We start from the raw sequence: 24,759 nt of genomic DNA on the forward strand, positions 1-24,759 counted from the left end.
GGCTCGACGCCGGAGCCGTGTCATTTACAGGGTGTGGCTGGGGGGGCCGGCGGTGTTGCCTGCTCGGCGTCGACCGATCTGAGGACCGGGCGGGCATCGGCAGCTGTTGGTGGCCGGCCGGCTGTTTCACCTGCCGTGTCGGGCGGGGGCGAGCGAGGCCAGTCCCGTGTCGATGAGGTGGGCTGCGCGTTCGACGTCGGCGGTGACCATGTCGTGCAGTCGCTCGGGGGTTCGGACGCGGTTCAGGTGCCGGCGTAGCGCCTGGAACTGGATGGGCCACAGGGCGAGCAGGGCGGTTGCGGCGATCTGTGGTTCGGGGTCGTCCGGGCTCATCTCGTGGCGCCGGGCCAGGACTTCGGCGGCTGCGGCGACCTGCTGGTCGGCCATGTCGCGCTGGTAGGCCCGCAGGGACGGGGTGGATCCGATCAGCATGCCGAAGCGCAGCAGCATGTCCTTCGCCTGGGCCGGGTCGTCCTGTTCGGTCAGCCAGGATGTGATGGCCGCCAGCTCGTCGGAAAGGATCTTCAATGCGGCCTCGACCGGCGACAGGTCCGGATCGGCCAGCGTGGAACGCAGGGAGTCCAACGTGGCCTCGCCGAGGTCCAGGACGAGGGACTCCTTGGTGGGGAAGTAGTTGAACACGGTCTTCTCCGACACCCCGCAGGCCTCGGCGATCTCGGAGACGCGCACGGCGTCGAAGCCCCGTTCCATGAACATCTCGGTGGCCGTGTCCGACAGTTGCTGCCGGAGCAGCCGCTTCTTGCGCTCCCGTAGTCCCTCGGCGGCGGGTTCCGCGTCGCGACGGCGCAGGGCCGTCCAGTCCACAGTGCGCATGCTCATTGGTGCAGCTTAGTACGGTCCCGGTATATTTTCAGTTGCTGTAAGTTTTCATTGGCTGTAAGTATGTGCTGTGTTTGACGCCCTGCCCGAGGAGCCCGCCATGAGCACCATCCGCATCGTCCGCGACTACCCTCACCCGCCGCAGAAGGTCTGGCGGGCGGTGACCGATCCGGAGCTGATCCCGCTGTGGACCGCCACCGGTGCCGGCGCGCGCCCGGAGGGCTTCACGGCCACGGTCGGCACCACGTTCAAGTTCGTCGCGAGGCCGAAGCCGGGGTGGAGCGGCGTCGTGCTGTGCGAGGTGCTGGAGGTGCGTGAGCCCTCGTTGCTGCGCTACTCCTGGCGGGACGAGGGCGGCGGCGAGGTGACGGAGGTCGCCTACCAGCTCGCGGCGCACGACGGCGGGACGCGTTTTATCTACCACCACACCGGGTTCACCGGCGCCGGAGGATTCTTCATGGCCAAACTCCTCGGCACCGTCCGCACCAGGATGCTCACCAAGGGTCTGCCCGCCGTGCTGGACGACCTCGACGGCAACGGAACCCTGCGCCCCGACAGCACCTTGCGGCCCAAGCGGCACTAGCAGGGCTGTGACGGGCGCCCACTCCGTCGTGCAACTGAGCGCTTCCAGGCCTCGCCCACCACGGCGAAGCGGTTGGCGGGCCGGCATGGGGGGAGCGGCTCTGACGGAATGACAGATCGCTCCAGCCGCCCGCGACGCCGGCGGTCGGCCGCCGGATCTGCGGTGTACTTGCGCGAACGCCCCTCCTGCTGAGGGGAGTTCGGATGGCGCGCGAGGAGTAGGCCCTTTCGGGCACGGCCGCATCCGGCGTCGTGCGGGGGTGACCGAGCCGCGTGGGCACCCGCAACGGGCCATGGCCTGTGGGGGCGCGGGTGTCTCCGTGTCTCCGGCCTGTTCGGAGGGTGGGCGGGCGGGCCGGTTCGGGCGGGATCCGGTGGCGTGCCGGTGGTGCACACGATTGTGGAGTCGATGTGATGACCCGGTCGGGGGTCGCCCCTCGGCGTCGGCCCGCGCGAGCGGAGCGGTGAAGATCCGTTCCCCGCAGTGTGTTCACCGATGAAAATCGGCCGAACCGGGCCTGAGGTCAGCCCAGTTGGCAGCCCCGGAACGAGTCGGGGTTGCCGGTGCGGCAACCCCGAGAACACCCGTTACCACAGGTCACAGGGCTCGCCTTCGTCGCCACGGCATCCGCAGTCGGTCGCCGATCCTTGGCCTCTTCTTCAAAACGTAGGCACAAATTCCACACATCCCTCTCTTCAGGCGGGGCTTGATGGTCTAGATTGACCGTGCCTCACATGCTGGGACACGAGGCGACAAATGGGGATCTATGGGTCCACCGCTACGGAGAGCCGTTAGCTGCGTCTCGGGCGCCGCACGTGGGGGTGATCAATTCGTGGAGCCCGAGAGGGGCTTTGGGTGCGGGGAGCACCCGAGGTTTCGACGGGTTCCTGTGCACCTCAAGTGCCTGGCAGGACATACGAGTCCGCCAGTGCCGGTGTTCACGCAGCTCTGAAACAGCCGGGATGTCATGCGCGGGAGGCGGGGGCCTCCCGAGGGGGGAACAGGGTGCGGGGGGCGGGGGCCTCCCGCAGGCGGCGAAACAGTGTTGGTCGACCACGTCGTACCACTGGGGACCTTGGGGGGTTCTGTGCGGCAGGGGGGAATAGTCGGCCCTTTTCCGTCGGCGCGCGGGCGTCTGGCGAACGGGGCAATCAGCCAGCCGGCGAGCGACTGGGAGCATCGGTACCGCCGTACCGTGATCATCAGCGACACCATGGCCACCGCCTTCGTGGTGGCGTCGATCGGCGACTTCTTCGGGGCCCGGGACGCGGCCAACTGGCACGAGAAGTGGGGAATACTCGCCTTCGGCACCCAACTGCTGGTGCTGGGAGCACTTGCGGTGAGCCGGTCATGGGCTCCGGCCGTGCTCGGCCAGGGCGCCGAGGAATTCCGCCGGCTCGGCCGCTCACTGTTCACGGCGACCGTCGTCCTGGCGCTCGGCGGGATCGCCCTGACCTCGCGCAACATCAAGCTCTGGATATTCGTCGCGATCCCCGCGATCGCGCTCGTCACCATGACCGCCCGGTATCTGCTCCGCCTGTGGCTGCACAAGCAGCGCAAGGAAGGGCGGTGCCTGAGACCGGTGCTCGCCGCCGGGAGCCCGGACACCGTGAGCGACCTGATCACCCGGACCCGCAAGTTCCCGCACATCGGCTGGCGGGTGGAGGCGGTGTGCACGACGGACGGTCGCGGGCGCGACGGTGACGAACTGGACGGAGTGCCGGTCGTCGGCCAACTGTCGGACGTCGCCAAGCATGTTCGCCACGACGGCTACCGCGTCGTCGCGGTCACACCGGACCCGCACTGGTCACCGGACCGGCTGCAGCGGCTGGCCTGGAACCTCGAAGGCAGCGACGCCGAGATGGTCGTGGCCCCCGTGCTGATGGAGGTGGCCGGCCCCCGGCTGCACGTCGACGCGGTGCTCGGGATCCCGCTGCTGCGGGTCAGCATGCCGACCTTCACCGGAGGCCGCCGGGCGATCAAAGAGATCGTCGACCGGGTGGGCGCGGCGGTCCTGCTGGTGCTGTTCGCGCCGCTGATGGTGCTCGTCGCGCTGCTCGTGCTGGTGGACAGCCGGGGCGGAGTCTTCTACCGCCAGCGCCGAGTCGGCAAGGACGGCCGCGAGTTCACCATCGTCAAGTTCCGCACCATGGTCGCCGGGGCCCACAAGGCACGTGCCCAGCTGGCCGACCGCAACGAGGGCGCAGGCCTGCTGTTCAAGCTCCGCCGGGACCCGCGGGTGACCCGGGTGGGAGCGGTGCTGCGCCGGTACTCGCTCGACGAGCTCCCGCAGCTGTTCAACGTGCTCACCGGATCGATGTCGCTCGTCGGACCGCGTCCTCCGCTGCCGGAGGAGTCCGCCGCGTACGGCCCGGACATCCGGCGGCGGCTGCTGGTCAAGCCCGGCCTCACCGGCCTGTGGCAGATCAGCGGACGCAGCGACCTGCCGTGGGAGGAGGCGGTCCGCCTCGACCTGCGGTACGTGGAGGACTGGTCGCTCGCCCTGGACACAGTGATCTTGTGGAAGACGCTGCGTGCAGTGCTCCACGGGCAGGGGGCGTACTGATGCGCGGGGGTCGTCCGACCGGCGCGAGGACCGCAGGCCGCAGGGGCCTGCCTGGGGGGAGAGACGGGGCATGAGAGTCAGCGTTTTCGGGCTCGGCTACGTGGGCTGCGTATCGGCCGCGTGCCTGGCCAGCATGGGGCACGAGGTCATCGGCGTCGACGTCAACCAGGTGAAGGTCGACCTGGTCAACGACGGCAAGGCCCCGGTGGTCGAGGAGCGGATCGGCGAGCTCATCGCCGACGTCGTGCGGACCGGGGCGTTGCGCGCCACCCGCGACGTCCGCGAGGCGATCATGGGCAGCGAGATATCCCTGATCTGCGTGGGCACACCGTCGGAGCCCAACGGCAGCCTGTGCACCACCTACTTGGAGCGGGTCACCGAGGAGATCGGCGCCGCGCTGGCCGAACGGGGTGGGCGGCACACCGTCGTCTTCCGCAGCACCATGCTCCCGGGCACCTGCCTGAACCTGCTGGTGCCGATCCTGGAGAAGTACGTCGGCGGCACGGCCGGCGTCGACATCGGGGTCGCGGTCAACCCGGAGTTCCTGCGCGAGGGCACGAGCGTGCGGGACTTCTTCGACCCGCCCAAGACCGTCATCGGCGAGCTCGACCCGGCAAGCGGCGACGCGGTGTTGGCGCTGTACGACGGCCTGCCCGGCGAGGTGTTCCGGGTGCCGGTCCCGACCGCCGAGGCGATCAAGTACGCGGACAACGCGTTCCACGGCCTCAAGATCGGCTTCGCGAACGAACTGGGCGCGGTGTGCCAGGCGCTCGGAGTGGACTCGCACCAGGTGATGGACGTGTTCCTGGCCGACCGCAAGCTGAACATCAGCCCCGCCTACCTGCGGCCCGGCTTCGCCTTCGGCGGCTCCTGCCTGCCCAAGGACCTGCGCAGCCTGGTCCACGCGGCGCAGCGCGCCGACGTCTCGGTGCCCATCCTCTCCCACGTACTGGCCTCCAACGCCGACCATCTGCAGCGCGCGGTGGACCTGGTCGAGCGCACCGGCAAGCGCCGGGTGGGCCTGTTCGGGCTGTCCTTCAAACCCGGCACCGACGACCTCCGCGAGAGCCCGCTCGTCGAGCTGGCGGAGAGGCTCTTCGGCAAGGGCTACGACCTCAAGATCTACGACGCCAATGTGAGCCTCTCCCGGCTGCTCGGCGCGAACCGCGAGTACATCGAGAGTCGGCTGCCGCATCTCGCGCAGCTGCTCGCGGACTCCGTCGACGAGGTGCTCGAGCACGCCGAGGTGTGCCTGGTCGGGACCAAGGACCCGGCCGTGGTGGCGTCGCTGCCCCACGCGGACGGACCGGTGATCGTCGACCTCATCCGCCTTCCCGACGCCGAGGCGCGCCGGGCCGAACCGGGGTACATGGGCCTTGCTTGGTAACGCAACAAGCGGCGACGGGCCGGCCCGTCGCGCGCTGATCCTGGTGGAGAACCTGTCGGTGCCGTTCGACCGGCGGGTGTGGCAGGAGTGCACGACGCTGCGCGACGCGGGCTGGGAGGTGCACGTCATCTGCCCCCGGGGGGAGAAGCGGGACACGGAGGCGGAGGCGGTCATCGACGGGGTGCGGATCCACCGCTACCCGTTGCGCGCGGCCACCGGAGGACCGGCCGGCTACCTGAAGGAATACGGATCGGCCCTGTGGCACACGGCCCGCCTGGCCCGCAAGGTCGGCCCGGTCCACGTCGTCCACGCCTGCAACCCGCCCGACCTGCTGTTCCTGGCGGCCCGGTGGCTCAGGCGGCGCGGCGCACGGTTCGTCTTCGACCAGCACGACCTGGTGCCCGAGCTGTACCTGTCCCGGTTCGACCGCGGCAAGGACCTGCTCTACCGCGCCGTGTGCGCGCTGGAACGGCGGACCTACCGGGCCGCCGACATCGTGCTCGCCACGAACGAGAGCTACCGGGACGTCGCACTGCGCCGCGGCGGCCGGCGGCCGGAGGACGTCTTCGTGGTGCGCAGCGCGCCCCAGGTCGACCGGTTCCAACCGGTGCCGCCCGAGCCCGAGTTGAAGCGCGGCAAGCCTCATCTGCTGTGCTACCTCGGCGTCATGGGCCCGCAGGACGGCGTCGACTACGCCCTGCGCGCCCTCGCGAAGCTGCGCGACGAGCTCGGGCGGACCGACTGGCACGCGGTGTTCGTCGGCTCCGGCGACGCCTTCGACGCGATGGTGGAGCTGTCCCGGCAGCTCGGGCTCTCCGAGCAGGTGCAGTTCACCGGGCGCATCCCGGACGCCGACCTGGTGCGCTACCTGTCCACCGCGGACGTATGCCTTTCCCCCGACCCGCGCAATCCGCTCAACGACGTGTCGACCATGAACAAGGTCCTGGAGTACATGGCGATGGGCCGGCCGATCGTCTCGTTCGACCTCCGGGAGGCGCGCGTCTCCGCCGGCGACGCCGCCGTCTACGCGCCCGCCAACGACGAGGCCGAATTCGCGGGGCTCATCGCGCTGCTCCTCGACGATCCGGACAAGCGGGCCCGGATGGGCAAGATCGGCCAGGAGCGGATCGGCGGGCCGCTGTCCTGGCAGAACTCGCAAGCGCAATTGCTCGCCGCCTACGCCGCCGCCTGCCGGGACCATGCTCCGGTGTCGGCGGGTGGGCCGGTCCGTAAGGGGAAGAGGCCGCTCCATTGAGTGATGACACGATCCGACTGGTCACGATCGGACGGATTCTCCGTCGGCGATGGCGGCTTCTCGCCGCACTCGCCGTGCTGGGTGCGCTCGTCGGCTACGGCACCTCGGTGCTGGTGTTTCCGCCGCGGTACACGGCGTCGGCATCGGTACTGCTGCCGGGGCTGTGGGAGGAGCGCGAACTACTGACCCAGGTGGACATCGCGACCAGCTCGGCCGTGGTCGACCGGGCGGCCGCCACCCTCGGCTGGAAGGGCGTCAACGGCGTCGAACTGCAGGATCAGGTGAGCGCCAAGGCCGCGGACGGCAACATCATCAAGATCTCCGGCACGGCCGACACGCCGGAGCGCGCGCAGCACCTCTCCGACCAGGTGGCCCAGCAGTTCGTCACCTTCGCCGCGCGGATCGCGGGCGGCAGCGCCGACCCCGCAGTGGCCACGGGCACCGAGGCGCTGCGCAAGAAGGTGGCGGAGACCAACCGCCGCATCACCGACCTGGCCAATGCCGCCGATCCGGGGCAGACCGTGGAGAGCGTGCAGGCCCGCACCGAGCTCGAGAAGCTGCGCACCTCGCTGCAGGAGGCCATGAAGAAGCTGGAAGAGGCCGACCCGGCCACCAACAAGGCCAGCATGGTCGTCATGGGGCCGTCGCCCCGGCCGACCGGCGCGGCAGCGCCGACGAGGGTGCAGCTCATCGTCGGCGGGGCGCTGCTGTTCTTCCTGGTCGCGGTCATCGGCCATCTCGCCGCCGCCCGGGTGAGCCGCCGGCTGCGCACCGAACCGGAGATCGCCGCAGCCCTGGGCTCGGCGCTCCTCGGCACCGTCGACGTGCCTGGTGAAGCGCGCGACAACCGGCCGGAAAGCCGTGGCACACGGGCCCGGATCCGGCGGCTTCTCGACGTCGACACCCGGTGGGACATCCCGGCCCCGCACCCGTCCGGCGACGAGGCCGACCGGCGGATCCGCTACCGGCGGGTGTGCGCCCGCCTGCGGGACCAACTGCCCGCCCCCCGGCGGCTGCTGGTCGTCGTACCGGAAGGTGACGAGGTCGCCCGCCGGGCCGCCGGGCAGCTCGTCACCGAGGCCAAGGGCGATCCGCTGCTGCGGGTGGTGGAGGTCTCGGTGGACCGGCCGATCGTGCCGGACCGCGAGTCCGAGTCCGGTGCCCTGGTCGTCCTCAGCGCGGGCAGCTGGACCGCGGAGGAGCTGGCCGGCATCGCCGAGGCGTGTGCGGACGGCAGGCACGAGGTCGTCGGCATCGTCCTCGCCGGCACCGTCCGCAGCGGTGCGACGCGCACTGCCGACCGTCCTTTGGACGACACCACTTTGACGTTCGCGGTTCGCGGCCACGCGACGGGAGGTTCAGCGTGACGACAAGCACGACTTCGGAGTCGTCGGCCGCCACTCCGCTCATCGACCTGCAGGCACTGGTGGTGGCGGTCCGCAGGCGCCGCCGTCTGTGGTGCACCATGGCGCTGCTCGGATTCCTGATCGGCGCGGCGGTGGCGGTCCTGCTGCCGCCCGCGCCGGCCGCGGTGACCAAGGTGCTGGTCGCGCACCAGGAGGACCAGCCGAACGACACCGGAACGCTGATCCGCACCGACGTCCAGCTGCTGGGCACCACGCAGATCGCCGACCAGGCCCTGCGAGCCCTCAAGTCCTCCGAAAAACCGGAAGACTTCATGAAGGACTACCGGGGCACCGGACTGTCCAACAACGTGCTCCAGATCGACGTGACCGGGGCCACCGAGGCGGAAGCGGTGGCCCGGGCCAAGGCGCTCGCCGACGCGTTCGTCGCGGACCATGCGAAGCGGATCCGGGACATCGCGGACGCCGAGGCCAAGGGCCTGATCGCCCAGCGTGACCGCATGCAGGACGAGCTCGCCGGGATCAACAAGGAGATCGGCGGCCGATCGCCGGACAGCGACCCGAAAGCGTCGGCGAGCCTCGAGTCGCTCTTCGCCCGCCGGGCCGATCTCACCTCGCGGATCGCCGACTTCGGCCAGCGCGCCGAGGAGGCGCGCATCGGCACGCCCCAGCTCATCGCCGGCACACAGATCGTGGACGCCCCGCGCGCGGTGCGGCACTCCCTGCCCAAGGCCGCCGTCACCGACGCCGTGATCGGACTCGTCCTCGGACTCTTCCTCGGGCTCGCCCTGGCCGCGGTCGGCGTGGTGGTGGCGGACCGCCCCGTGCTGCGCCGGGACATCGCCGCCAACCTCGGCGCCTCGGTCATCGCGGAGCTGCCCCGCCGGTCGGGCAGGCTGTGGCAGCGCCGACGGACCCGGAAGGCACGCGAACGGCTCACCACGACGCTGGCCCGCACCGTGCGCGGCTCCGCGGAACCGCTGTCGCTGCTGGAACTGGGCTGTGCACGCAGCACGAGCGTGATCGCCCTGAGCCTCACCCGGGCACTGGCGGCGGACGGGCCGGCGGTCATCGTCGACGGCCTGCCCGGCCCGCAGCTCGCCAAGCGCCGCCAGAAGCCGGGAGACCCCACCGTGGTCAGCGGCGAGCAGGCCGCGACCGCGTCGCCTCAGGAGCGCCGGATCGGCGTCGGCTCGGTGGCCCCCGGCACGGCGTGGACCGACCTCCAGTACCTCGGCACCCAGACCGTGCTCGTCGTGCGGGCCGGGCACGGCAACGCCGCCTGGCTGCACACCGTGGCACGCCAACTCGCGGACCAGCGCATTCCGGTGGTCGGCGTGGTGCTGATCGACCCCGATCCGCGTGACCGGACCGACGGCACCCTGTGGGACGGGCTGCACACCGCACTGCGCGGCCGCAGCGAGACACCGGCCCGGCACAACGGTGGGGGTACCTCCCACGCCGTTCAGGCAGTGGGGGAGGGCGGGCGGCGCACGGAACGGCTGCCGGTGTGGGCCGCACAGGGTCCGGACAACGACCAGGAGGCGCGGTAGGACATGTGTGGCATCGCAGGCACTTACCGCTGGCCGGACGGAAAGGCCGTGACCGACCGGCTCACCGACACCCTCGCCCATCGCGGCCCGGACGGCGCGGGCCGCTACGGTCACCCCGTCGGTGACGGCGAAGTACAGCTCGGGCACCGCCGGTTGGCCATCATCGACCTGTCCGAGACCGGAGCCCAGCCGATGGTCTCGGACGGCCTCGCCCTGACGTACAACGGCGAGCTGTACAACGCGCCCGAACTGCGCGCCGAACTGGAAGCCGCCGGGGTGCGCTTCCGCGGCACCTCAGACACCGAGGTCCTGCTCGAGGCCTGGCGGCGCTGGGGCACGGACTGCCTGCCCCGGCTGCGCGGCATGTTCGCGTTCGGCATCTTCGACGAGCGAACCGGTGAACTCGTGCTCGCCCGCGACCAGTTGGGCATCAAGCCGCTGTTTCTGCTCCGGCGCGGCGAGGGCCTGGTGTTCGCCTCCGAGCTCAAGGCGCTCGCGGCCGCCACCGGCGGATCGCTGGAGGTGGACCAGGCGGCGCTGGTGGCCTCGCTCCTCTACTACTGGGTGCCGGACTCGCGCTGCGCGTTCCGCGAGGCGGAGAAGCTGCCGCCGGGCAGCTGGCTGCGGATCCGGCCCGACGGCCGGGTGGAGCGGGGCAGTTACTGGAACCTGAAGGACGTCGCCGCCGAGGGCCGGGAACGGGCCCGCAACGGTGAGCAGCCGGACCTGGCCGCCATCGTCGAGGAGTCGACCCGACGCCACCTGCTCTCCGACGTCCCCGTGGCGACCTTCCTCTCCGGCGGCCTCGACTCCAGCTACCTGACCGCGCTCGCGGCCCGCCACCAACCCGGGATCTCCGCCTACACGATCGGATTCCGCGCCGAGGACGCCAAGTTCGAGGCGATGCCGGACGACCTGCGCTACGCCCGGCAGGTGGCCGAGCGGTTCGGGGTGGACCTGCACGAGATCGAGATCGCCCCGAACGTGCTCGACCTGCTGCCGCAGATGACGTACCACCTGGACGAGCCGATCGGCGACCCCGCCGCGATCAACACGTACCTGATCTGTACGGCCGCCCGGGAGGCCGGGGTCAAGGTGATGCTCTCGGGGATGGGCGCCGACGAGCTGTTCGCCGGCTACCGCAAGCATCTGGCCAACCTGCTCGCGCTGCGCTACCAGCGCGTCCCACGGCCGCTGCGCCGCGGGGTGTCGGGGGCCGTGGACCGGCTGCCGGTCGCCACCTCCCGGCGGGGCTACCGGTCGGTGCGCTTCGCCAAGCGGTTCCTCTCCTTCGCCGATCTGCCGGAGGAGACCGCCTTCCGGCGCAGCTACACCATGTACGACCAGGACGAACTGCTCGCCCTTCTCGATCCGGACCTGGCCGGGACGGTCGACGACGTGCTGACCGAACATGCGGACGTCTACCAGGACAACGACCTCGACGACTTCGTCAACCGCATGTGCCTGACCGACGCCCGGATGTTCCTGCCGGGCCTGAACCTCACCTACACGGACCGCTCCAGCATGGCCGCCTCGACCGAGGTACGGGTGCCGTACGTGGACGTCGAGGTGGTCAAGGCGGCGTTCGCCGTGCCCGGCAATCGCAAGATCGCCGGACGGCAGGGCAAGGCCGTCCTGAAGGAGGCGGCCACCTCGGTCCTGCCCCGGGAGATCGTGTACCGGCCCAAGGGCCTGTTCAGCGCCCCGCTGCGCGCCTGGATGAGCCGGGACCTGGCACCGCTGGTACGCGAGGTGGTCAACGACGGCGAGCTGGTGCGCTCCGGGTTCCTGCGCCGCGACGCGCTGGCCCGCATGGTCGCCGAGGACGCCGCCGGGCAGCAGGACTTCTCCAAACATCTGTGGCATGTGCTGACCCTCGAGTACTGGTACCGCGACGCGACCTCCGGGACCGGCCGGAGCGCTCGCTCGGCGGCATAGAAGACGGCGTAGAAACAAGGGGACTTCGGTGAAACAGGTTGTACAGAACTACAAGAGCGGCGAGCTGGCGGTGCTCGACGTTCCGGTGCCGGGGTGCAAGCCGGGCGGTGTGCTGGTCCGCAGCGCCTTCTCGCTGATCTCCACCGGGACCGAGCTCATGAAGGTGTCCGAGGCCGGCATGTCGATGCTGGGCAAGGCCCGCTCCCGGCCCGACCAGGTGGCCAAGGTCATGCAGAGCGTGGCCACCAACGGGCTGCCCGCCACCTACCGCAAGGTGATGGGCAAGCTGGACTCCTACACGCCGCTGGGCTACTCGCTGTGCGGGGTGGTCGAGCAGGTCGGCGCCGGCGTCGACGACGTGAAGGTCGGCGACCTCGTGGCCTGCGCCGGCAACGAGCACGCGCTGCACGCCGAGCTCAACTGGGTGCCCAAGAACCTCTACGCCCCGGTGCCGGACGGCCTCGCGCCGCAGCACGCGGCCTTCGGCACCGTCGGCTCGATCGCGATGCAGGGCGTGCGCCAGGGCGAGCCGCAGCTCGGCGAGGTGGCCCTGGTCATCGGCCTCGGCCTGATCGGGCAGCTGGTGGTGCAGCTCCTCGTCGCCGCGGGCGTCCGCGTCGTCGGGGCCGACCCCGACCCGGCGCGCTGCGAACTCGCCGAGCGCCTGGGCGCCGCGGCCTGCGGCGACCCCGCGTCCCCGGCCCTGGAAGCCGCCGTCGCCGAACTCACCGACGGTCACGGCGTGGACCAGGTGTTCCTGGCCGCCGGCGGCGGCAGCAACCAGCCCGTCGAGCTGGCCGCGCGGCTGTGCCGGGACCGCGGCCGGGTCGTCGACATCGGCAAGTGCCGCCTGGACCTGCCGTGGAACGCGTACTACGAGAAGGAGCTCGACGTCCGCTTCTCCCGCAGTTACGGCCCCGGGCGCTACGACCCGGAGTACGAGCTGGAGGGCCGCGACTACCCGATCGGCTACGTGCGCTGGACCGAGCGCCGCAACCTGGCCTGCTTCCTCGACCTCGTCGCCCGCGGCCGCGTCGACGTGGAGCCCCTGGTCTCCCACATCGCCGACTTCGACGACGCCGTCGAGACGTACCAGCGCCTCAAGGACGGCGAGTTGAAGGCCGTGGCCGTGCTGTTCCGCTACCCCGAACCCGCGGGGGACGCGGAGGAGGCGGCGGCTCCGGCAGTGGCCGTGCCCACGGTGGCTGTGTCCACCAAAAGCATGAAGCCGACTCCGGCGCGGGCCGCCAAGACACCGGTGCGCCTCGCGTTCGTCGGCGCGGGAAACTACGCGACGTCGATGCTGCTGCCGCACCTGGCACAGCGCGAAGGCGTCGAGCTGTCGACCGTCGTCACCACGACGGCGCTGTCCGCGGCCAACGCGCAGCGCAAGTTCGGCTTCGCCGAGGCGACCACCGATCTCGACGCCGTGCTCGGCGACAAGTCCATCGACGCGGTGTTCGTGGTCACCCGGCACAGCTCGCACGCGGACCTGACGCAAAAGGCCCTGCTGGCCGGCAAGACCGTGTTCGTGGAAAAGCCCCTGGCCCTGACCGAGGACGAACTGGCCGGCGTCCTCGCGGCGGTGGAGGAGTCCGGCAACGACCGGCTGCAGGTGGGCTTCAACCGCCGCTTCGCGCCGCTGCTGCAGGAGGCCAGGAAGCGGTTCGGCGCCCGCACCGGTCCGGCGAGCCTGCGCTACCTGGTCAACGCGGGCCGGCTGCAGCACGGCAGCTGGTACCTCCAACAGGGCACCGAGGGCTCGCGGTTCGCCGGTGAGGGCGGCCACTTCATCGACACCGCGAGCTGGCTGCTGGAGGCCGAGCCGGTCTCCGTGTACGCGACCGCCATGTCCGGCAACGAGGACCTGCAGGTCGTCCTGCGCTACCCGGACGGGTCCACCGCCACCATCAGCTACGTCACCACCGGCGCGCCCGGCTTCCCCAAGGAGACGCTGGACCTCGTCGCGGACGGCAAGGTGCTGCGGCTCGACGACTTCGTCCGCGCCTCGGTGTACGGCCCCAAGAAGTGGGTCAGCTCGCGGCTGCCCAAGGCCCGGGACAAGGGCCAGAACGCCGAACTGGCCGCGTTCATCAAGGCCGTTCGCACCGGCGGGCCGATGCCGGTGCCGCTGCAGTCGCTGGTCGCCACCACGGCGGCCACCCTCGCCGTGCAGACCGGCCTGGCCGGCAGTGCGCCGGTGACGCTGGAGCGCACGCGATGACCATGAGCGCGGGCTGGTACCTGCGGCGGCTGTCCCGGATGGGACCGCAGGAGGTCGCGGGCCGGGTGGGCGACACGGTGCGCAGGCGGCGGTGGCGGTCGGCGCGGCCGGGCTGCCCGAGCGTGCCCGACGCCCGGTTCACCGCCATCCTGCCCGCCGGGACGATCGCCGCGGTGCCGTCGGACGCCGCGAAACGGCTCGTCGCCGAGGCGGACCGGCTGATGGACGGGCACGCCGAGTTCTTCGGGGTGGTCCGCGACGACATGGTCGACCCGGACTGGTGGTGCGACCCGAAGACCGGGCGCCGGGCTCCCTCGGGCTACGCGTTCGACGTGCCGTACCGCAACGAGGACACGGTCGGGGACATCAAACAGATCTGGGAGCCGTCCCGGCACCAGTACCTCACCCAGCTCGCCGCCGCCTACGCGATCACCGGTAACGAGCGGTACGCCGAGCGCGTGGCCGAGCACCTGCGGTCGTGGTGGGCGGCCAACCCACCGCTGCGCGGCGTGCACTGGATCAGCGGCATCGAGCTGGGCATCCGGCTGCTGTCCTGGGTGTGGATCCGCCGACTGCTCGACGGCTGGCCGGGCGCGGCCGACCTGTTCGAGGGCAACCCGGTGGCGCTGAACCAGATCTGGAACCACCAGCGCTGGCTGGCCGCCTTCCCCAGCCGGGGGTCCTCGGCGAACAACCACATCATCGCCGAGGCCGCCGGGCAGTTCGCCGCGGCCTGCGCGTTCGACTGGTTCCCCTCCTCGGCGCGCTGGCGGGCCGACGCACTGCGGTCGCTCGAGCGGCATCTGCGCGGCAACACCTTCCTCTCCGGCCTCAACCGTGAGCTGGCCTCCGAGTACCACGGCCTGGTGCTGGAACTCGGTCTGGCCGCGGTGGCCGAGGCGGACGCCGCGGACGTGCCGGTCCCCGCGACCGTCCGCCTGGTGCTGCTGCGGATGACCGACGCGCTCGCGGCCGTCGTGGACAACCGGCTGCGGCCGCCGCGCCAGGGCGACGCGGACGACGGGCACGGTCTGGTCGTGGACGGCGCGGGCACCGACCGCTGGGCCTCGCTGCTGGCCACCGGCGACGCCGTGTTCGGCCGGCTCGACTGGTGGCCGGCGGTGACCGGCACCGATGTGCGCACCCCGCTGCTGGCCGCGCTCATCAAGCCGTACGCGAAAAGCGGAACCGGACCGGCCGTGTCCCGTCCGGCAGCGCGACCGGACCATTTCGCCGACGCCGGGCTCACCATCCTGCGCGGCCCGGAGGAGATCTGGTGCCGCTGTGACGGCGGTCCGCACGGCTTTCTGTCCATCGCCGCGCACGCCCACGCGGACGCGCTGTCCGTGGAGGTCCGGCACGACGGGGTCGACGTGCTCGCCGACCCGGGGACGTACTGCTACCACGGGCAGCCCGAGTGGCGGCAGTACTTCCGCTCGACCCTCGGCCACAACACCCTGCAGCTGGACGGCGCCGACCAGTCCGTCTCCGGCGGCCCGTTCCTGTGGACGCGGCATGCCAAGACCCGCGTCCTGGTCGCGGAGACATCCGACGCCTCCGACGGCGGGACGGCCCGCTGGTGTGCCGAGCACGACGGCTACCAGGACTCCGTGCACCGCCGCCGGGTGGAGCTGACGGCCGAAAGCCAGGAGCTGCGGGTGGTCGACGAGGTGAGCGGCCCGCGCCGGGCCGTGCAGCTGGCGTTCCACCTCGGCCCGGAGATCACCGCGGACCTGGTGGGGGACCGGGCCGTGCTCACCTGGACTCGAGACGGCGAGGGGCGCTCCGCGGAGCTCGACCTGCCAGGGGAGCTGTCCTGGCGGGCGCATCGCGGCGAGACCGACCCGCCGCTGGGCTGGTACTCCGCCGGATTCGGGCGCAAGGAACCCGCCACCACGCTGGTCGGCACCGGCTTCACCGACGGCACGGAGGGCTTCACCACCGTGCTCAGGTTCCGCGGCTAGGGGGGCGCGTGGGGAGCAAGAGGCGGCACTGGGCGTCGGCGGCGGCACCGCTGGCGCTGGCCCTGCTGGCGGCCGGCTGTACGTCGAGTGCCGGGGCGGAGCCGAAGGCCGCGCCATCCACGTCCACGTCCGCGGCCCGATCCGTGGCCCGGGTGTGCGCCAACCCCCCGGCAGGGCCGGCGACGGCACCGGCGGGCGCGGTGACGGTCGACCCCGCGAAGGTCGGTGACCTCGCAGCGAAGACCAAGAACAGCCCGCCGAACACCACGTTCTGGCTGCGACCCGGCAAGCACCGGCTCGACCCGGACCGCTACGCCCAGGTCATCCCCAAGAAGGGGGACCGCTACCTCGGCGCGCCGGGCGCGGTGCTCGACGGCCGGAAGAAGAACCAGTACGCGTTCGCCGGCACCGCCCCCGACGTCACCATCCGCTACCTGACCGTGCAGGGTTTCGTGGCGCCGCCGGACGAGGGCGTCGTCAACCACGACTCGGCCGACGGATGGGTGATCGAGCACACGACGATCCAGAACAACTCCGGCGCCGGGCTGATGGCCGGTGCCCGCCAGCAGGTCCGCGCCAACTGCCTGCGCGACAACGGCCAGTACGGCATGAACGCGTACAAGGCCACCGGCCGGATCAGCGGCCTGGTCGTCGAGGACAACGAGATCGTGGGCAACAACACCGGCGACTGGGAGCGGAAGCGCAAGGGCTGCGGCTGCACCGGAGGCATCAAGTTCTGGGACGTCAACGGCGCCGACGTACGCGGCAACTGGGTGCACGACAACCGCGGAACCGGGCTGTGGGCGGACACCAACAACAACGACTTCCTCATCGAGAACAACGTGATCGAGGCCAACGACGGTGCCGCGCTGATCTACGAGATCAGCTACAACGCGGTCATCCGGAACAACACGATCCGGCGGAACAACTGGGTCGAGGGGCGCAGGGCGGCCGAGAAGGGCGACAGCTTCCCGTTCGCGACCATTTACCTGTCCGAGTCCGGCGGCGAACCACGGATCCGAGCCCGCACCGACAAGATCGAGATCTACCGGAACGTGCTGGAGGACAACTGGTCCGGGATCACCCTGTGGGAGAACGCCGACCGGTTCTGCAACAGCCCGGCCAACACCTCGTCCGGGGACTGCACTTTGCTGGTGAAGGACACCAAGCGCTGCGCGAAGCCGGCGATCGCCAAGGCACCGCTGTACTCCGACTGCCGGTGGAAGACCCAGCGGGTGGACATCCACGACAACCGCTTCGTGCTCGACAAGTCCGTCCTCAAGTGCACGCAGAAGTGCGACCGGATGGCGCTGCTCGCCAACTACGGAACCTATCCGGACTGGTCGCCGTACAAGGGCGAGCGGGTGGCCGACGCGATCACCACCAAGCAGCACAACCGCTGGCACGACAACGTCTACATCGGCCCATGGAAATTCGTGGCCGAGGACACCAGCCGGGTTCTCGACTTCGGGCAGTGGCAGACCGCGCCGTACCAGCAGGACACGGGCAGCACCCTCGACCTGAAGGCCGGTGGTTGAGATGGGCGTGGACCTGACGCGCGGCGGGCTGCCGGGCGGACCGGACACGGCGGGAACGCGGCCCGGCGCCGCACCGCGCCCGGCCGGCACACCGAGGATCGTCGGGATCGTGTGGGGGCTGCTGGTCCTCAACACGCTCGGCTCCGCCGGGGCGAAGACCATCGTCCCGCTGCCCCGCTCCCTCATCCAGATGGTCACCATGGGCGCGCTGGTCGCCGCGTTCACGCTGGCGCTCGCGGTCAACCTCCGGCTGCGCATCCGATCCAGCGCGTACGTCTTCCTGCTCACCCTGCTCCTGGTGACGAGCGTGATCTCCAGCGCGAACCTGGAGTCCGGGTTCGGCGCGCTGTTCCGCTGCTTCCGGCTGACTCTCTTCGTCGGCACGCTGTGGCTGCTCAGCCGCTGGTGGGACGGCAGCCTGACGTTCGTCAGGCACCACATCCGGATGTACTTCGCGGTGCTGGGATCGGTGGCCGCCGGCCTGGCCGTCTCACCGGGCGCGGCCCTGCCCGATCTCTACGGCGGACGCCTCGTCGGCGCGCTGTGGCCGCTCACCCCGCCGCAGATCGGGCAGTACGCCGCCGTGATCATCGGGCTCACCGTGCTGCTCCTCCTGGGCCGCCGGACCGACCGGGCCGGCGCCGCGGTGATCATCGTGCCGTCGTTCGTGCTGCTCGCGCTGACCCATACCCGGACGGCCACGCTCGGCCTGTTCATCGGGCTGGCGTTGGCCATCGGCTCGCTCATCCTGACCAGCGCCGCAGCCCGCCGGTTCTTCACCTGGGCGGTGCTGACCGCCGTGGTGGCCGCGGTGGGGTTCGCCTCCGCGCTGCAGTCGTGGTTCCTGCGCGGGCAGAGCAAGGAGAACTTCTCCAGTCTCACCGGTCGGGCCAAGGTCTGGGACGCCCTGCTGGCTGCGCCCCGGTCGACCTCGGAGCAGCTGTTCGGCGTCGGCCTGGGCGACAAGTCGTTCGGCGGGCTGCCGATCGACAACAGCTGGCTGGCCGTCTACAACGAGCAGGGCCTGATCGGCGTCACCCTCGTCGCGGCGATCATCATCGTGCTGGGCGGCGTCGCGTTGCTGCGTCCGCCGTCGCTGCAGAGGGCCTGCGCGATCTTCCTGATCAGCTACTGCGCGATCGCGTCGTACACCGAGGCCGGTCTCGGCGACGCCTCGCCGTATCTGCTGCATCTGGCCCTGGCCGCCTCGCTGTTGGCGGCGCCCGCCGAGGCCGCTCCCCTCTCGACGCCCCAAGTCCCTCGGCGGCACATCCCGCGCTGGGCCCGTAGATCGGAGGTGGTCTGAGCATGCACGTCCTCGTGGTGCACAACCGCTACAACTCGGCGCAGCCGAGCGGGGAGAACAGGGTCGTCGACCAGGAGGTGGAGCTGCTGCGCGCGGCCGGCCACCGGGTCGAGGTGTTCGAGCGGCGCAGCGACTCCATCGCCGACCGCTCCCTGCTGGGCAAGGTCGCGATACCGCTCCTTGTGCCGTGGAACCCGGCGGTCCGCAGCGAGCTCACCGCCCGGCTGCGCGCCGAGCGGCCGGACGTGGTGCACGTCCACAACGTCTTCCCGCTCCTGTCGCCCGCGGTGCTCGCCGCCTGCGCCGACGCCGGGGTGCCCGCCGTCGCCACGCTGCACAACTACACCCAGGTCTGCCCGCCCGGCACGCTGCAGCGGGAGGGCCGGCCGTGCACCGAGTGCGTCGGATCGACGCCGCTGCCCGCCGTCCGGCACGGCTGCTACCGGGGCTCCCGCCTGGCGACGGTGCCGCTCGCTCTCAGCCTGTCGGTCAACCGGCGGCGGTGGTGGTCCGGCGTGGAGCGCTTCTTCTGCATCTCCGCGGCGCAGCGCGACGTCCTGGTGCGGTCCGGCATGCCGGCCGAACGGCTGGCGGTGAAGCACAACTTCGTGCCCGACCCCGGCACTTGCCGAGTCGGCGGGGGAGAGCATGTGCTCTATCTCGGCCGGCTCGCGGAGGCCAAGGGCGTGCGGCTGCTCATGGCCGCGTGGGACGAGATCGCGGCGAGCGGCGGGGTGGGCGTCCCGCTCGTGATCGCCGGCACGGGGCCACTGGAGGCAGAGGTGACCGCCTGGGCGGCGGGCCGGGACGACGTCCGCTACGTCGGCCTGCTGGACCCGGCCCAGTGCCAGAAGGCCATCGCGCGGTCGGTCGCCGTGGTGGCTCCCTCGACGTGGCTGGAGGCGTTCGGCCTGGTGGTCGTGGAGGCGATGGCGGCCGGGGTGCCGGTTGTCGCCGCCGGTCACGGCGCCTTCGTCGAACTCGTCGAGGACGGCGTCACCGGGCTGCTGCACCGGCCGGGCGAGAGCGCCTCGCTCGCGTCCTGCATACGCCGGATCACGGCCGATCCGGACCGCAACCAGGAGATGGGCCAGGCGGCCCGGCGCCATTACGAGCAGGGCTTCAGCCCGGCCGTCGGCCTCGAACGCCTGGTGGAGGGGTACCGCACCGCGATCGCGGGTCGGACAGAACTAATGGGGGGCAGTAAATGACACGTTGCCGACTCTGCGGCTCGGCGGCGCTGGCGAGCGTCGTCGATCTGGGGGCGACGCCACCGTGCGAGAGCTTTCTCGCCGCGGACCAACTGGACCAGCCGGAGCCCGCGTACCCGCTGCACCTGCAGGTCTGCACCGACTGCTGGCTGGCGCAGATCCCTCCGCTGATCACGCCGGAGGAGACGTTCAAGGAGTACGCGTACTTCTCCTCGTACTCGACCTCCTGGGTGGAGCACGCGCGCACGTTCGTCGCCGACGCCGCAGAGCGGGTGGGTCTCGGCCCGGACGCCTTCGTGGTCGAGGTCGCGAGCAACGACGGGTATCTGCTGAGGCATGTGGTGGACCGGGGGATCCGCTGCCTCGGCATCGAGCCGTCGGTGAACGTCGGCGCCGCGGCGCGCGACGCGGGCGTGCCCACGCTGACGGAGTTCCTGAGCCCGGAGACCGGGGCCGCCGTCCGCGCCGAGCACGGGCCGGCCGACCTGGTCGTGGCCAACAACGTGTACGCGCACATCCCCGACGTGGTCGGGTTCACCCAGGGGCTGCGTTCCCTGGTCGCGGACGACGGCTGGGTCTCCATCGAGGTGCAGCACCTGCTGACCCTCATCGAGGAGAACCAGTACGACACGATCTACCACGAGCACTTCCAGTACTACACGGTCGCGTCCGCGATCCGGGCCCTGGCGAGTGGTGGACTCACGCTCGTGGACGTCGAGTTGCTGCCCACGCACGGCGGCTCCATCCGGCTGTGGGCCCGGCCGGACGAGGTGGCCGGCGAGCCGTCGCAGCGGGTGGCCGACGTGCTGGCCCGGGAGAAGGCCGCCGGGCTGCAGGAGCTGTCCGGCTACACCGAGTTCTCGGCCCGGGTGGCCAAGGTGCGCCGGGACCTGCTGCGGTTCCTCATCGACGCGGCCGAGCGCGGCGAGACGGTCGTCGGCTACGGCGCCCCGGGCAAGGGCAACACCCTGCTCAACCATTGCGGCATCCGGCCCGACCTGCTCGCGTACACGGTCGACCGCAACCCCTACAAGCACGGCAGGTTCACCCCGGGCACCCGCATTCCGATCCTGCCGCCCGAGCAGATAGCCGCCGACAGGCCGGACTACGTCCTCGTCCTCCCGTGGAACCTGCGGGCCGAGCTGACCGAGCAGCTGTCCTTCGTGCACGACTGGGGCGGCCGCCTGGTCTTTCCCATCCCGGAACTGAGCATCGTCGAACCGAGCATTGTCGAGGTCAAGTCATGAAGGTCGTCCTGTTCTGCGGCGGTTACGGGATGCGGATGCGCAGCGGCGCCGCAGACGACGTGCCCAAGCCGATGGCGATGGTCGGCCCGCGCCCGCTGATCTGGCATGTCATGCGCTACTACGCGCACTTCGGGCACACGGAGTTCATCCTGTGCCTCGGCTACGGGGCCCACCACATCAAGAACTTCTTCCTCAACTACGAGGAGACGACGTCCAACGACTTCGTGCTCCGGGGCGGGAAGACCGAGCTGCTGTCCACCGACATCGCCGACTGGACCATCACGTTCGCGCAGACCGGCATCGAGTCACCGATCGGGGAACGGCTGCGCCGGGTGCGCCACCACCTGGACGGCGACGAGATGTTCCTCGCCAACTACGCCGACGTGCTCACCGACGCCCCGCTGCCGGAGATGATCGACCGGTTCGCCCGGCGCGACGCCGGTGCGTCGATGATGGTGGTGCCGCCGCAGTCCTCGTTCCACTGCGTGGAGCTGGGCGAGGACGGCCTGGTGGGGGGCATCACCGCGGTGAGCGAACTGCCGCTGTGGGAGAACGGCGGCTACTTCGTGCTCCGCCAGGAGGTCTTCGACCACATACCCGAGAACGGGGACCTGGTCGCCGACGGATGCGCCCAACTGGCCAAGCAGGGACGGCTGGTGGCGCATCAGCACCGCGGCTTCTGGAAGCCGACCGACACCGTGAAGGAGCGGGCCGCGCTCGACGAGGCCTACGCCCGGGGCGACCGTCCGTGGGCCGTGTGGGAGCGCGACGGCGCCAGTGCCGGGGCGAGAGCGTGATCGGGCTCGGGGCCGGACCCCTGGACCGGATCGTCGCGGTGGGCGCGCACTGCGACGACATCGCCATCGGCGCCGGCGGCACACTGCTGACGCTGTGCAGCGCGCGGCCGGGCATCCGCGTGGACGCGCTGGTGCTCTCCGGCGGCGGCACCGACCGGGAGCAGGAGGAGCGGGCCGCGCTCGCCGCCTTCTGCCCGGGCGCCGACCTGCGGCTGACCGTGCTCAAGCTGCCGGACGGCCGGATGCCCGTGCACTGGGACGAGGCCAAGGCCGCGGTCGAGGAGCTGCGCGCGCAGACCGAACCGGACCTGATCCTTGCCCCGCGCACCGATGACGCGCACCAGGACCACCGCGGCCTGGCGCGGCTGATACCCACCGCGTTCCGCGACCACATGGTCCTCGGCTACGAGATCGTCAAGTGGGACGGCGATCTCGGCCGTCCGTCGGCGTACCAGCCGCTGACGCCGGAGATCGCCGAACAGAAGGTGCAACTGCTGCAGGGGCACTACCCCTCGCAGCGGCACCGGCCCTGGTACGACCGGGAGGCCTTCCTCGGCCTTGCCCGGATCCGCGGCATCGAATGCCACGCCCGCTACGCCGAGGCGTTCGCCGTCACCAAACTCACGCTCAACCTTGGCACTTTCACTGTGGGGGACTGAACTTTGCGCGTACTGCTGACCGGACACCAGGGCTACCTGGGCACCGTGATGGCCCCGGTCCTCAAGGCCGCCGGGCACGAGGTCGTCGGCCTCGACGCCGGCCTGTTCGCCGACTGCGTGCTGGGCGAGCCGCCCGCCGACCCGTCCGGGCACCGGGTGGACCTGCGCGACGTCACGGCCGAGCACGTGGCCGGGGTGGACGCCGTGATCCACCTGGCCGCGCTCTCCAACGACCCCCTGGGATCGCTGGCACCGGAACTCACCTACGACATCAACCACCACGCGTCCGTACGGCTGGCCCAACTGGCCCGCGACGCCGGAGTGCGACGCTTCCTGTACGCGTCCACCTGCTCGGTCTACGGCGCCGCCGGCGGCGACGACCTGGTGACCGAGGACGCCCCGCTGCGCCCGGTGACGCCGTACGCGGAGTCCAAGGTGCGGGTGGAGGACGACCTGCACGCGCTGGCCGACGACGACTTCACCCCGGTGTTCATGCGCAACGCCACCGCCTTCGGCTACTCGCCCCGGCTGCGCGCCGACATCGTGTTGAACAACCTGGTGGGCCACGCCCTCCTGTCCGGCGAGGTGCTGGTGCTCTCCGACGGCACCCCCTGGCGCCCGCTGGTGCACGCCGCCGACATCGCACGCGCCTTCACGGCCGCGCTGGTCGCGCCGCAGGAAGCGGTGCACGACCGGGCGTTCAACATCGGCAGCGAGACCAACAACGTCACGGTCGCCGAGATCGCCGAGCAGGTCGCCGAGGCGGTGTCCGGCGCGAAGGTGAGGATCACCGGGGAGAACGGCGCCGATCCGCGCTCGTACCGGGTGGACTTCTCCCGGTTCCGCGCCGCGATCCCCGGCTTCGACTGCGAGTGGTCGGTGAAGCAGGGCGCGCTCGAACTCGCCGACGCCTACCGGAAGTTCGACCTGACCCGGGAGAACTTCGAGCAGCGCTTCACGCGCCTCGCCGTGCTGCGCGCGGCCTCCGACGCCGGCGCCGTCGACGACACCCTGCGGTGGCGCCGATGACCGAGAACGGCGAACAGCCGATGACCTCGACCGGCGACGAGATGCACGCGCTGGTGGAACGGCTGTACCCGCTGTGCCGGAGCATCACCGGCGACGGTGTGCGCGCCACCCTGGACATCGTCGGCGAGTACGTCCCGCTGCAGGTGCACGAGGTGCCGACCGGGACGCAGGTGCTCGACTGGACGGTGCCGCAGGAGTGGAACATCCGCGACGCCTACATCGCCGACACCGCCGGCCACCGGGTCGTCGACTTCGCCGCGTCCAGCCTGCACGTGCTCGGCTACAGCGTGCCGGTGTCGGCCACCATGCCGCTGTCCGAGCTGCGCGAACACCTGCACACCCTGCCGGACCATCCGAGTTGGGTGCCGTACCGCACGAGTTACTACAAGCCGGAATGGGGGTTCTGCCTGGCCCAGGACACCCTGGACGCGCTGCCGGACGGCGAGTACGAGGTGCGCATCGACTCCACGCTCGAAGACGGCCATCTCACCTACGCCGAGCATGTGGTCCCCGGTCAGGTCCCGGACGAGGTGATCGTCTCCTGCCACGTCTGCCACCCGTCGCTGGCCAACGACAACCTGGCCGGCATCGCGGTCGCGACGTTCCTGGCCCGCGCGCTGGCCCAGGAAACGCCGTACTACACCTACCGGTTCATCTACGCGCCGGGCACCATCGGGGCGATCACGTGGCTGGCCCGCAACGCGCAGCGGGTGGAACGGGTCAAGCACGGCCTCGTGCTGGCCTGCGCCGGAGACTCGGGTCAGTTGACGTACAAGCAGAGCAGACGCGGCGACGCGGAGATCGACCGGGTGATGCGGCACGTGCTGGCCGCATCCGAACGCCCGCACCACGTCAACGAGTTCACCCCGTACGGCTACGACGAGCGGCAGTACTGCTCGCCCGGGTTCAATCTCGGCGTGGGCTCGCTCAGCCGGACCCCGTACGCCGGGTACCCCGAGTACCACACCTCGGCGGACAACCCGGACTTCGTCTCCCCTCAGGCGATGGCGGACACCCTCGCCGTCTGCCGCGAGGCGTTCGCCGTCCTGGACCGCAACCGGCGCTACCTCAACCTCAGCCCCTACGGCGAACCACAGCTGGGACGGCGCGGGTTGTACGACGCGCTGGGCGGCCGCAGCGACACCAAGCAGGCCCAGATGGCCATGCTCTGGGTGCTCAACCTCTCCGACGGCGAGCACAGTCTGCTGGACGTCGCCGAGCGGTCCGGGCTGCCGTTCGACACCGTCGCCGTCGCGGCCGACGCCCTGCACGGCGCCGGGCTGATCAAGGCATGACGC

General features: G+C 71.1%; 18 protein-coding genes and 2 pseudogenes. 18 read left to right on the plus strand and 2 right to left on the minus strand.

The features are described 5' to 3' along the window. Nucleotides 1-126 precede the first annotated feature (126 nt). On the minus strand, nucleotides 127-840 hold the full coding sequence (locus tag ABZ880_RS42990) for a TetR family transcriptional regulator (protein WP_361275336.1): 714 nt from the start codon (nucleotides 838-840) through the stop codon (nucleotides 127-129). 100 nt (nucleotides 841-940) lie between these two features. Here ABZ880_RS42990 and ABZ880_RS42995 point away from each other — a divergent pair, with 100 nt between their 5' ends. Together ABZ880_RS42995 and ABZ880_RS43000 are read left to right on the plus strand one after the other, a co-directional pair. Further along, nucleotides 941-1,423, plus strand: a complete 483-nt coding sequence (locus ABZ880_RS42995) for an SRPBCC domain-containing protein (RefSeq protein ID WP_361275339.1) — start codon at nucleotides 941-943, stop codon at nucleotides 1,421-1,423. A 9-nt stretch (nucleotides 1,424-1,432) separates the two neighbouring features. Then, nucleotides 1,433-1,564: pseudogene (locus ABZ880_RS43000) on the plus strand (leucine zipper domain-containing protein); the annotation flags it as partial. A 16-nt stretch (nucleotides 1,565-1,580) separates the two neighbouring features. Here ABZ880_RS43000 and ABZ880_RS43005 read toward each other — a convergent pair. Beyond that, nucleotides 1,581-1,717: pseudogene (locus ABZ880_RS43005) on the minus strand (IS5/IS1182 family transposase); the annotation flags it as partial. Nucleotides 1,718-2,510: 793 nt separating this feature from the next. Here ABZ880_RS43005 and ABZ880_RS43010 point away from each other — a divergent pair. The 16 genes from ABZ880_RS43010 (at nucleotide 2,511) to ABZ880_RS43085 (ending at nucleotide 24,756) form a co-directional block, all read left to right on the plus strand. Beyond that, a complete protein-coding gene (locus ABZ880_RS43010; protein ID WP_361275341.1) occupies nucleotides 2,511-3,989 on the plus strand; it encodes a sugar transferase in 1,479 nt (492 codons plus the stop codon). A gap of 70 nt (nucleotides 3,990-4,059) precedes the next feature. Beyond that, nucleotides 4,060-5,376 (plus strand): nucleotide sugar dehydrogenase, encoded by a 1,317-nt coding sequence (locus tag ABZ880_RS43015; protein ID WP_361275343.1) that lies wholly within the window; start codon nucleotides 4,060-4,062, stop codon nucleotides 5,374-5,376. Continuing rightward, nucleotides 5,366-6,631 (plus strand): glycosyltransferase family 4 protein, encoded by a 1,266-nt coding sequence (locus tag ABZ880_RS43020; protein ID WP_361275346.1) that lies wholly within the window; start codon nucleotides 5,366-5,368, stop codon nucleotides 6,629-6,631. The genes ABZ880_RS43015 and ABZ880_RS43020 overlap by 11 nt, the downstream gene beginning before the upstream one ends. Continuing rightward, on the plus strand, nucleotides 6,628-7,998 hold the full coding sequence (locus tag ABZ880_RS43025; protein WP_361275348.1) for a Wzz/FepE/Etk N-terminal domain-containing protein: 1,371 nt from the start codon (nucleotides 6,628-6,630) through the stop codon (nucleotides 7,996-7,998). The genes ABZ880_RS43020 and ABZ880_RS43025 overlap by 4 nt, the downstream gene beginning before the upstream one ends. After that, nucleotides 7,995-9,548 carry a Wzz/FepE/Etk N-terminal domain-containing protein gene (locus ABZ880_RS43030; RefSeq protein WP_361275351.1) on the plus strand — a complete coding sequence of 518 codons (1,554 nt, stop codon included), beginning with the start codon at nucleotides 7,995-7,997 and terminating at the stop codon, nucleotides 9,546-9,548. The genes ABZ880_RS43025 and ABZ880_RS43030 overlap by 4 nt, the downstream gene beginning before the upstream one ends. 3 nt (nucleotides 9,549-9,551) lie before the next feature. Continuing rightward, nucleotides 9,552-11,486 carry an asparagine synthase (glutamine-hydrolyzing) gene (asnB, locus tag ABZ880_RS43035; protein ID WP_361275354.1) on the plus strand — a complete coding sequence of 645 codons (1,935 nt, stop codon included), beginning with the start codon at nucleotides 9,552-9,554 and terminating at the stop codon, nucleotides 11,484-11,486. A gap of 28 nt (nucleotides 11,487-11,514) precedes the next feature. Continuing rightward, complete coding sequence (locus tag ABZ880_RS43040) at nucleotides 11,515-13,710, plus strand: bi-domain-containing oxidoreductase (RefSeq protein ID WP_361275356.1); 2,196 nt, start codon at nucleotides 11,515-11,517, stop codon at nucleotides 13,708-13,710. Beyond that, on the plus strand, nucleotides 13,707-15,674 hold the full coding sequence (locus ABZ880_RS43045; protein ID WP_361275359.1) for an alginate lyase family protein: 1,968 nt from the start codon (nucleotides 13,707-13,709) through the stop codon (nucleotides 15,672-15,674). Before ABZ880_RS43040 ends, ABZ880_RS43045 begins: the two co-directional genes overlap by 4 nt. Nucleotides 15,675-15,682: 8 nt before the next feature. Next, on the plus strand, nucleotides 15,683-17,212 hold the full coding sequence (locus ABZ880_RS43050) for a right-handed parallel beta-helix repeat-containing protein (protein ID WP_361275362.1): 1,530 nt from the start codon (nucleotides 15,683-15,685) through the stop codon (nucleotides 17,210-17,212). A gap of 1 nt (nucleotide 17,213) precedes the next feature. Beyond that, the gene (locus ABZ880_RS43055) at nucleotides 17,214-18,518 is read left to right on the plus strand and encodes an O-antigen ligase domain-containing protein (protein ID WP_361275364.1); all 1,305 of its coding nucleotides are present in this window, start codon (nucleotides 17,214-17,216) and stop codon (nucleotides 18,516-18,518) included. Between the two features lie 2 nt (nucleotides 18,519-18,520). Next, nucleotides 18,521-19,729: a glycosyltransferase gene (locus tag ABZ880_RS43060; RefSeq protein ID WP_361275367.1), complete on the plus strand. Its 1,209-nt coding sequence runs from the start codon at nucleotides 18,521-18,523 to the stop codon at nucleotides 19,727-19,729. Next, complete coding sequence (locus ABZ880_RS43065) at nucleotides 19,726-20,976, plus strand: class I SAM-dependent methyltransferase (RefSeq protein WP_361275370.1); 1,251 nt, start codon at nucleotides 19,726-19,728, stop codon at nucleotides 20,974-20,976. Before ABZ880_RS43060 ends, ABZ880_RS43065 begins: the two co-directional genes overlap by 4 nt. Next, entirely contained in the window at nucleotides 20,973-21,773 is an 801-nt protein-coding gene (locus tag ABZ880_RS43070; RefSeq protein WP_275770518.1) for a glucose-1-phosphate cytidylyltransferase, read from the plus strand. Before ABZ880_RS43065 ends, ABZ880_RS43070 begins: the two co-directional genes overlap by 4 nt. Then, complete coding sequence (locus tag ABZ880_RS43075; RefSeq protein WP_361275373.1) at nucleotides 21,770-22,432, plus strand: PIG-L deacetylase family protein; 663 nt, start codon at nucleotides 21,770-21,772, stop codon at nucleotides 22,430-22,432. The genes ABZ880_RS43070 and ABZ880_RS43075 overlap by 4 nt, the downstream gene beginning before the upstream one ends. A gap of 3 nt (nucleotides 22,433-22,435) precedes the next feature. Then, a complete protein-coding gene (locus ABZ880_RS43080) occupies nucleotides 22,436-23,461 on the plus strand; it encodes an SDR family oxidoreductase (RefSeq protein ID WP_361275376.1) in 1,026 nt (341 codons plus the stop codon). Between the two features lie 20 nt (nucleotides 23,462-23,481). Continuing rightward, nucleotides 23,482-24,756, plus strand: a complete 1,275-nt coding sequence (locus ABZ880_RS43085; RefSeq protein ID WP_361275513.1) for a DUF4910 domain-containing protein — start codon at nucleotides 23,482-23,484, stop codon at nucleotides 24,754-24,756. Nucleotides 24,757-24,759 lie beyond the last annotated feature (3 nt).

The organism is Streptomyces sp. NPDC047043, from assembly GCF_040644055.1.
Taxonomy (GTDB): Bacteria; Actinomycetota; Actinomycetes; order Streptomycetales; family Streptomycetaceae; genus Streptomyces.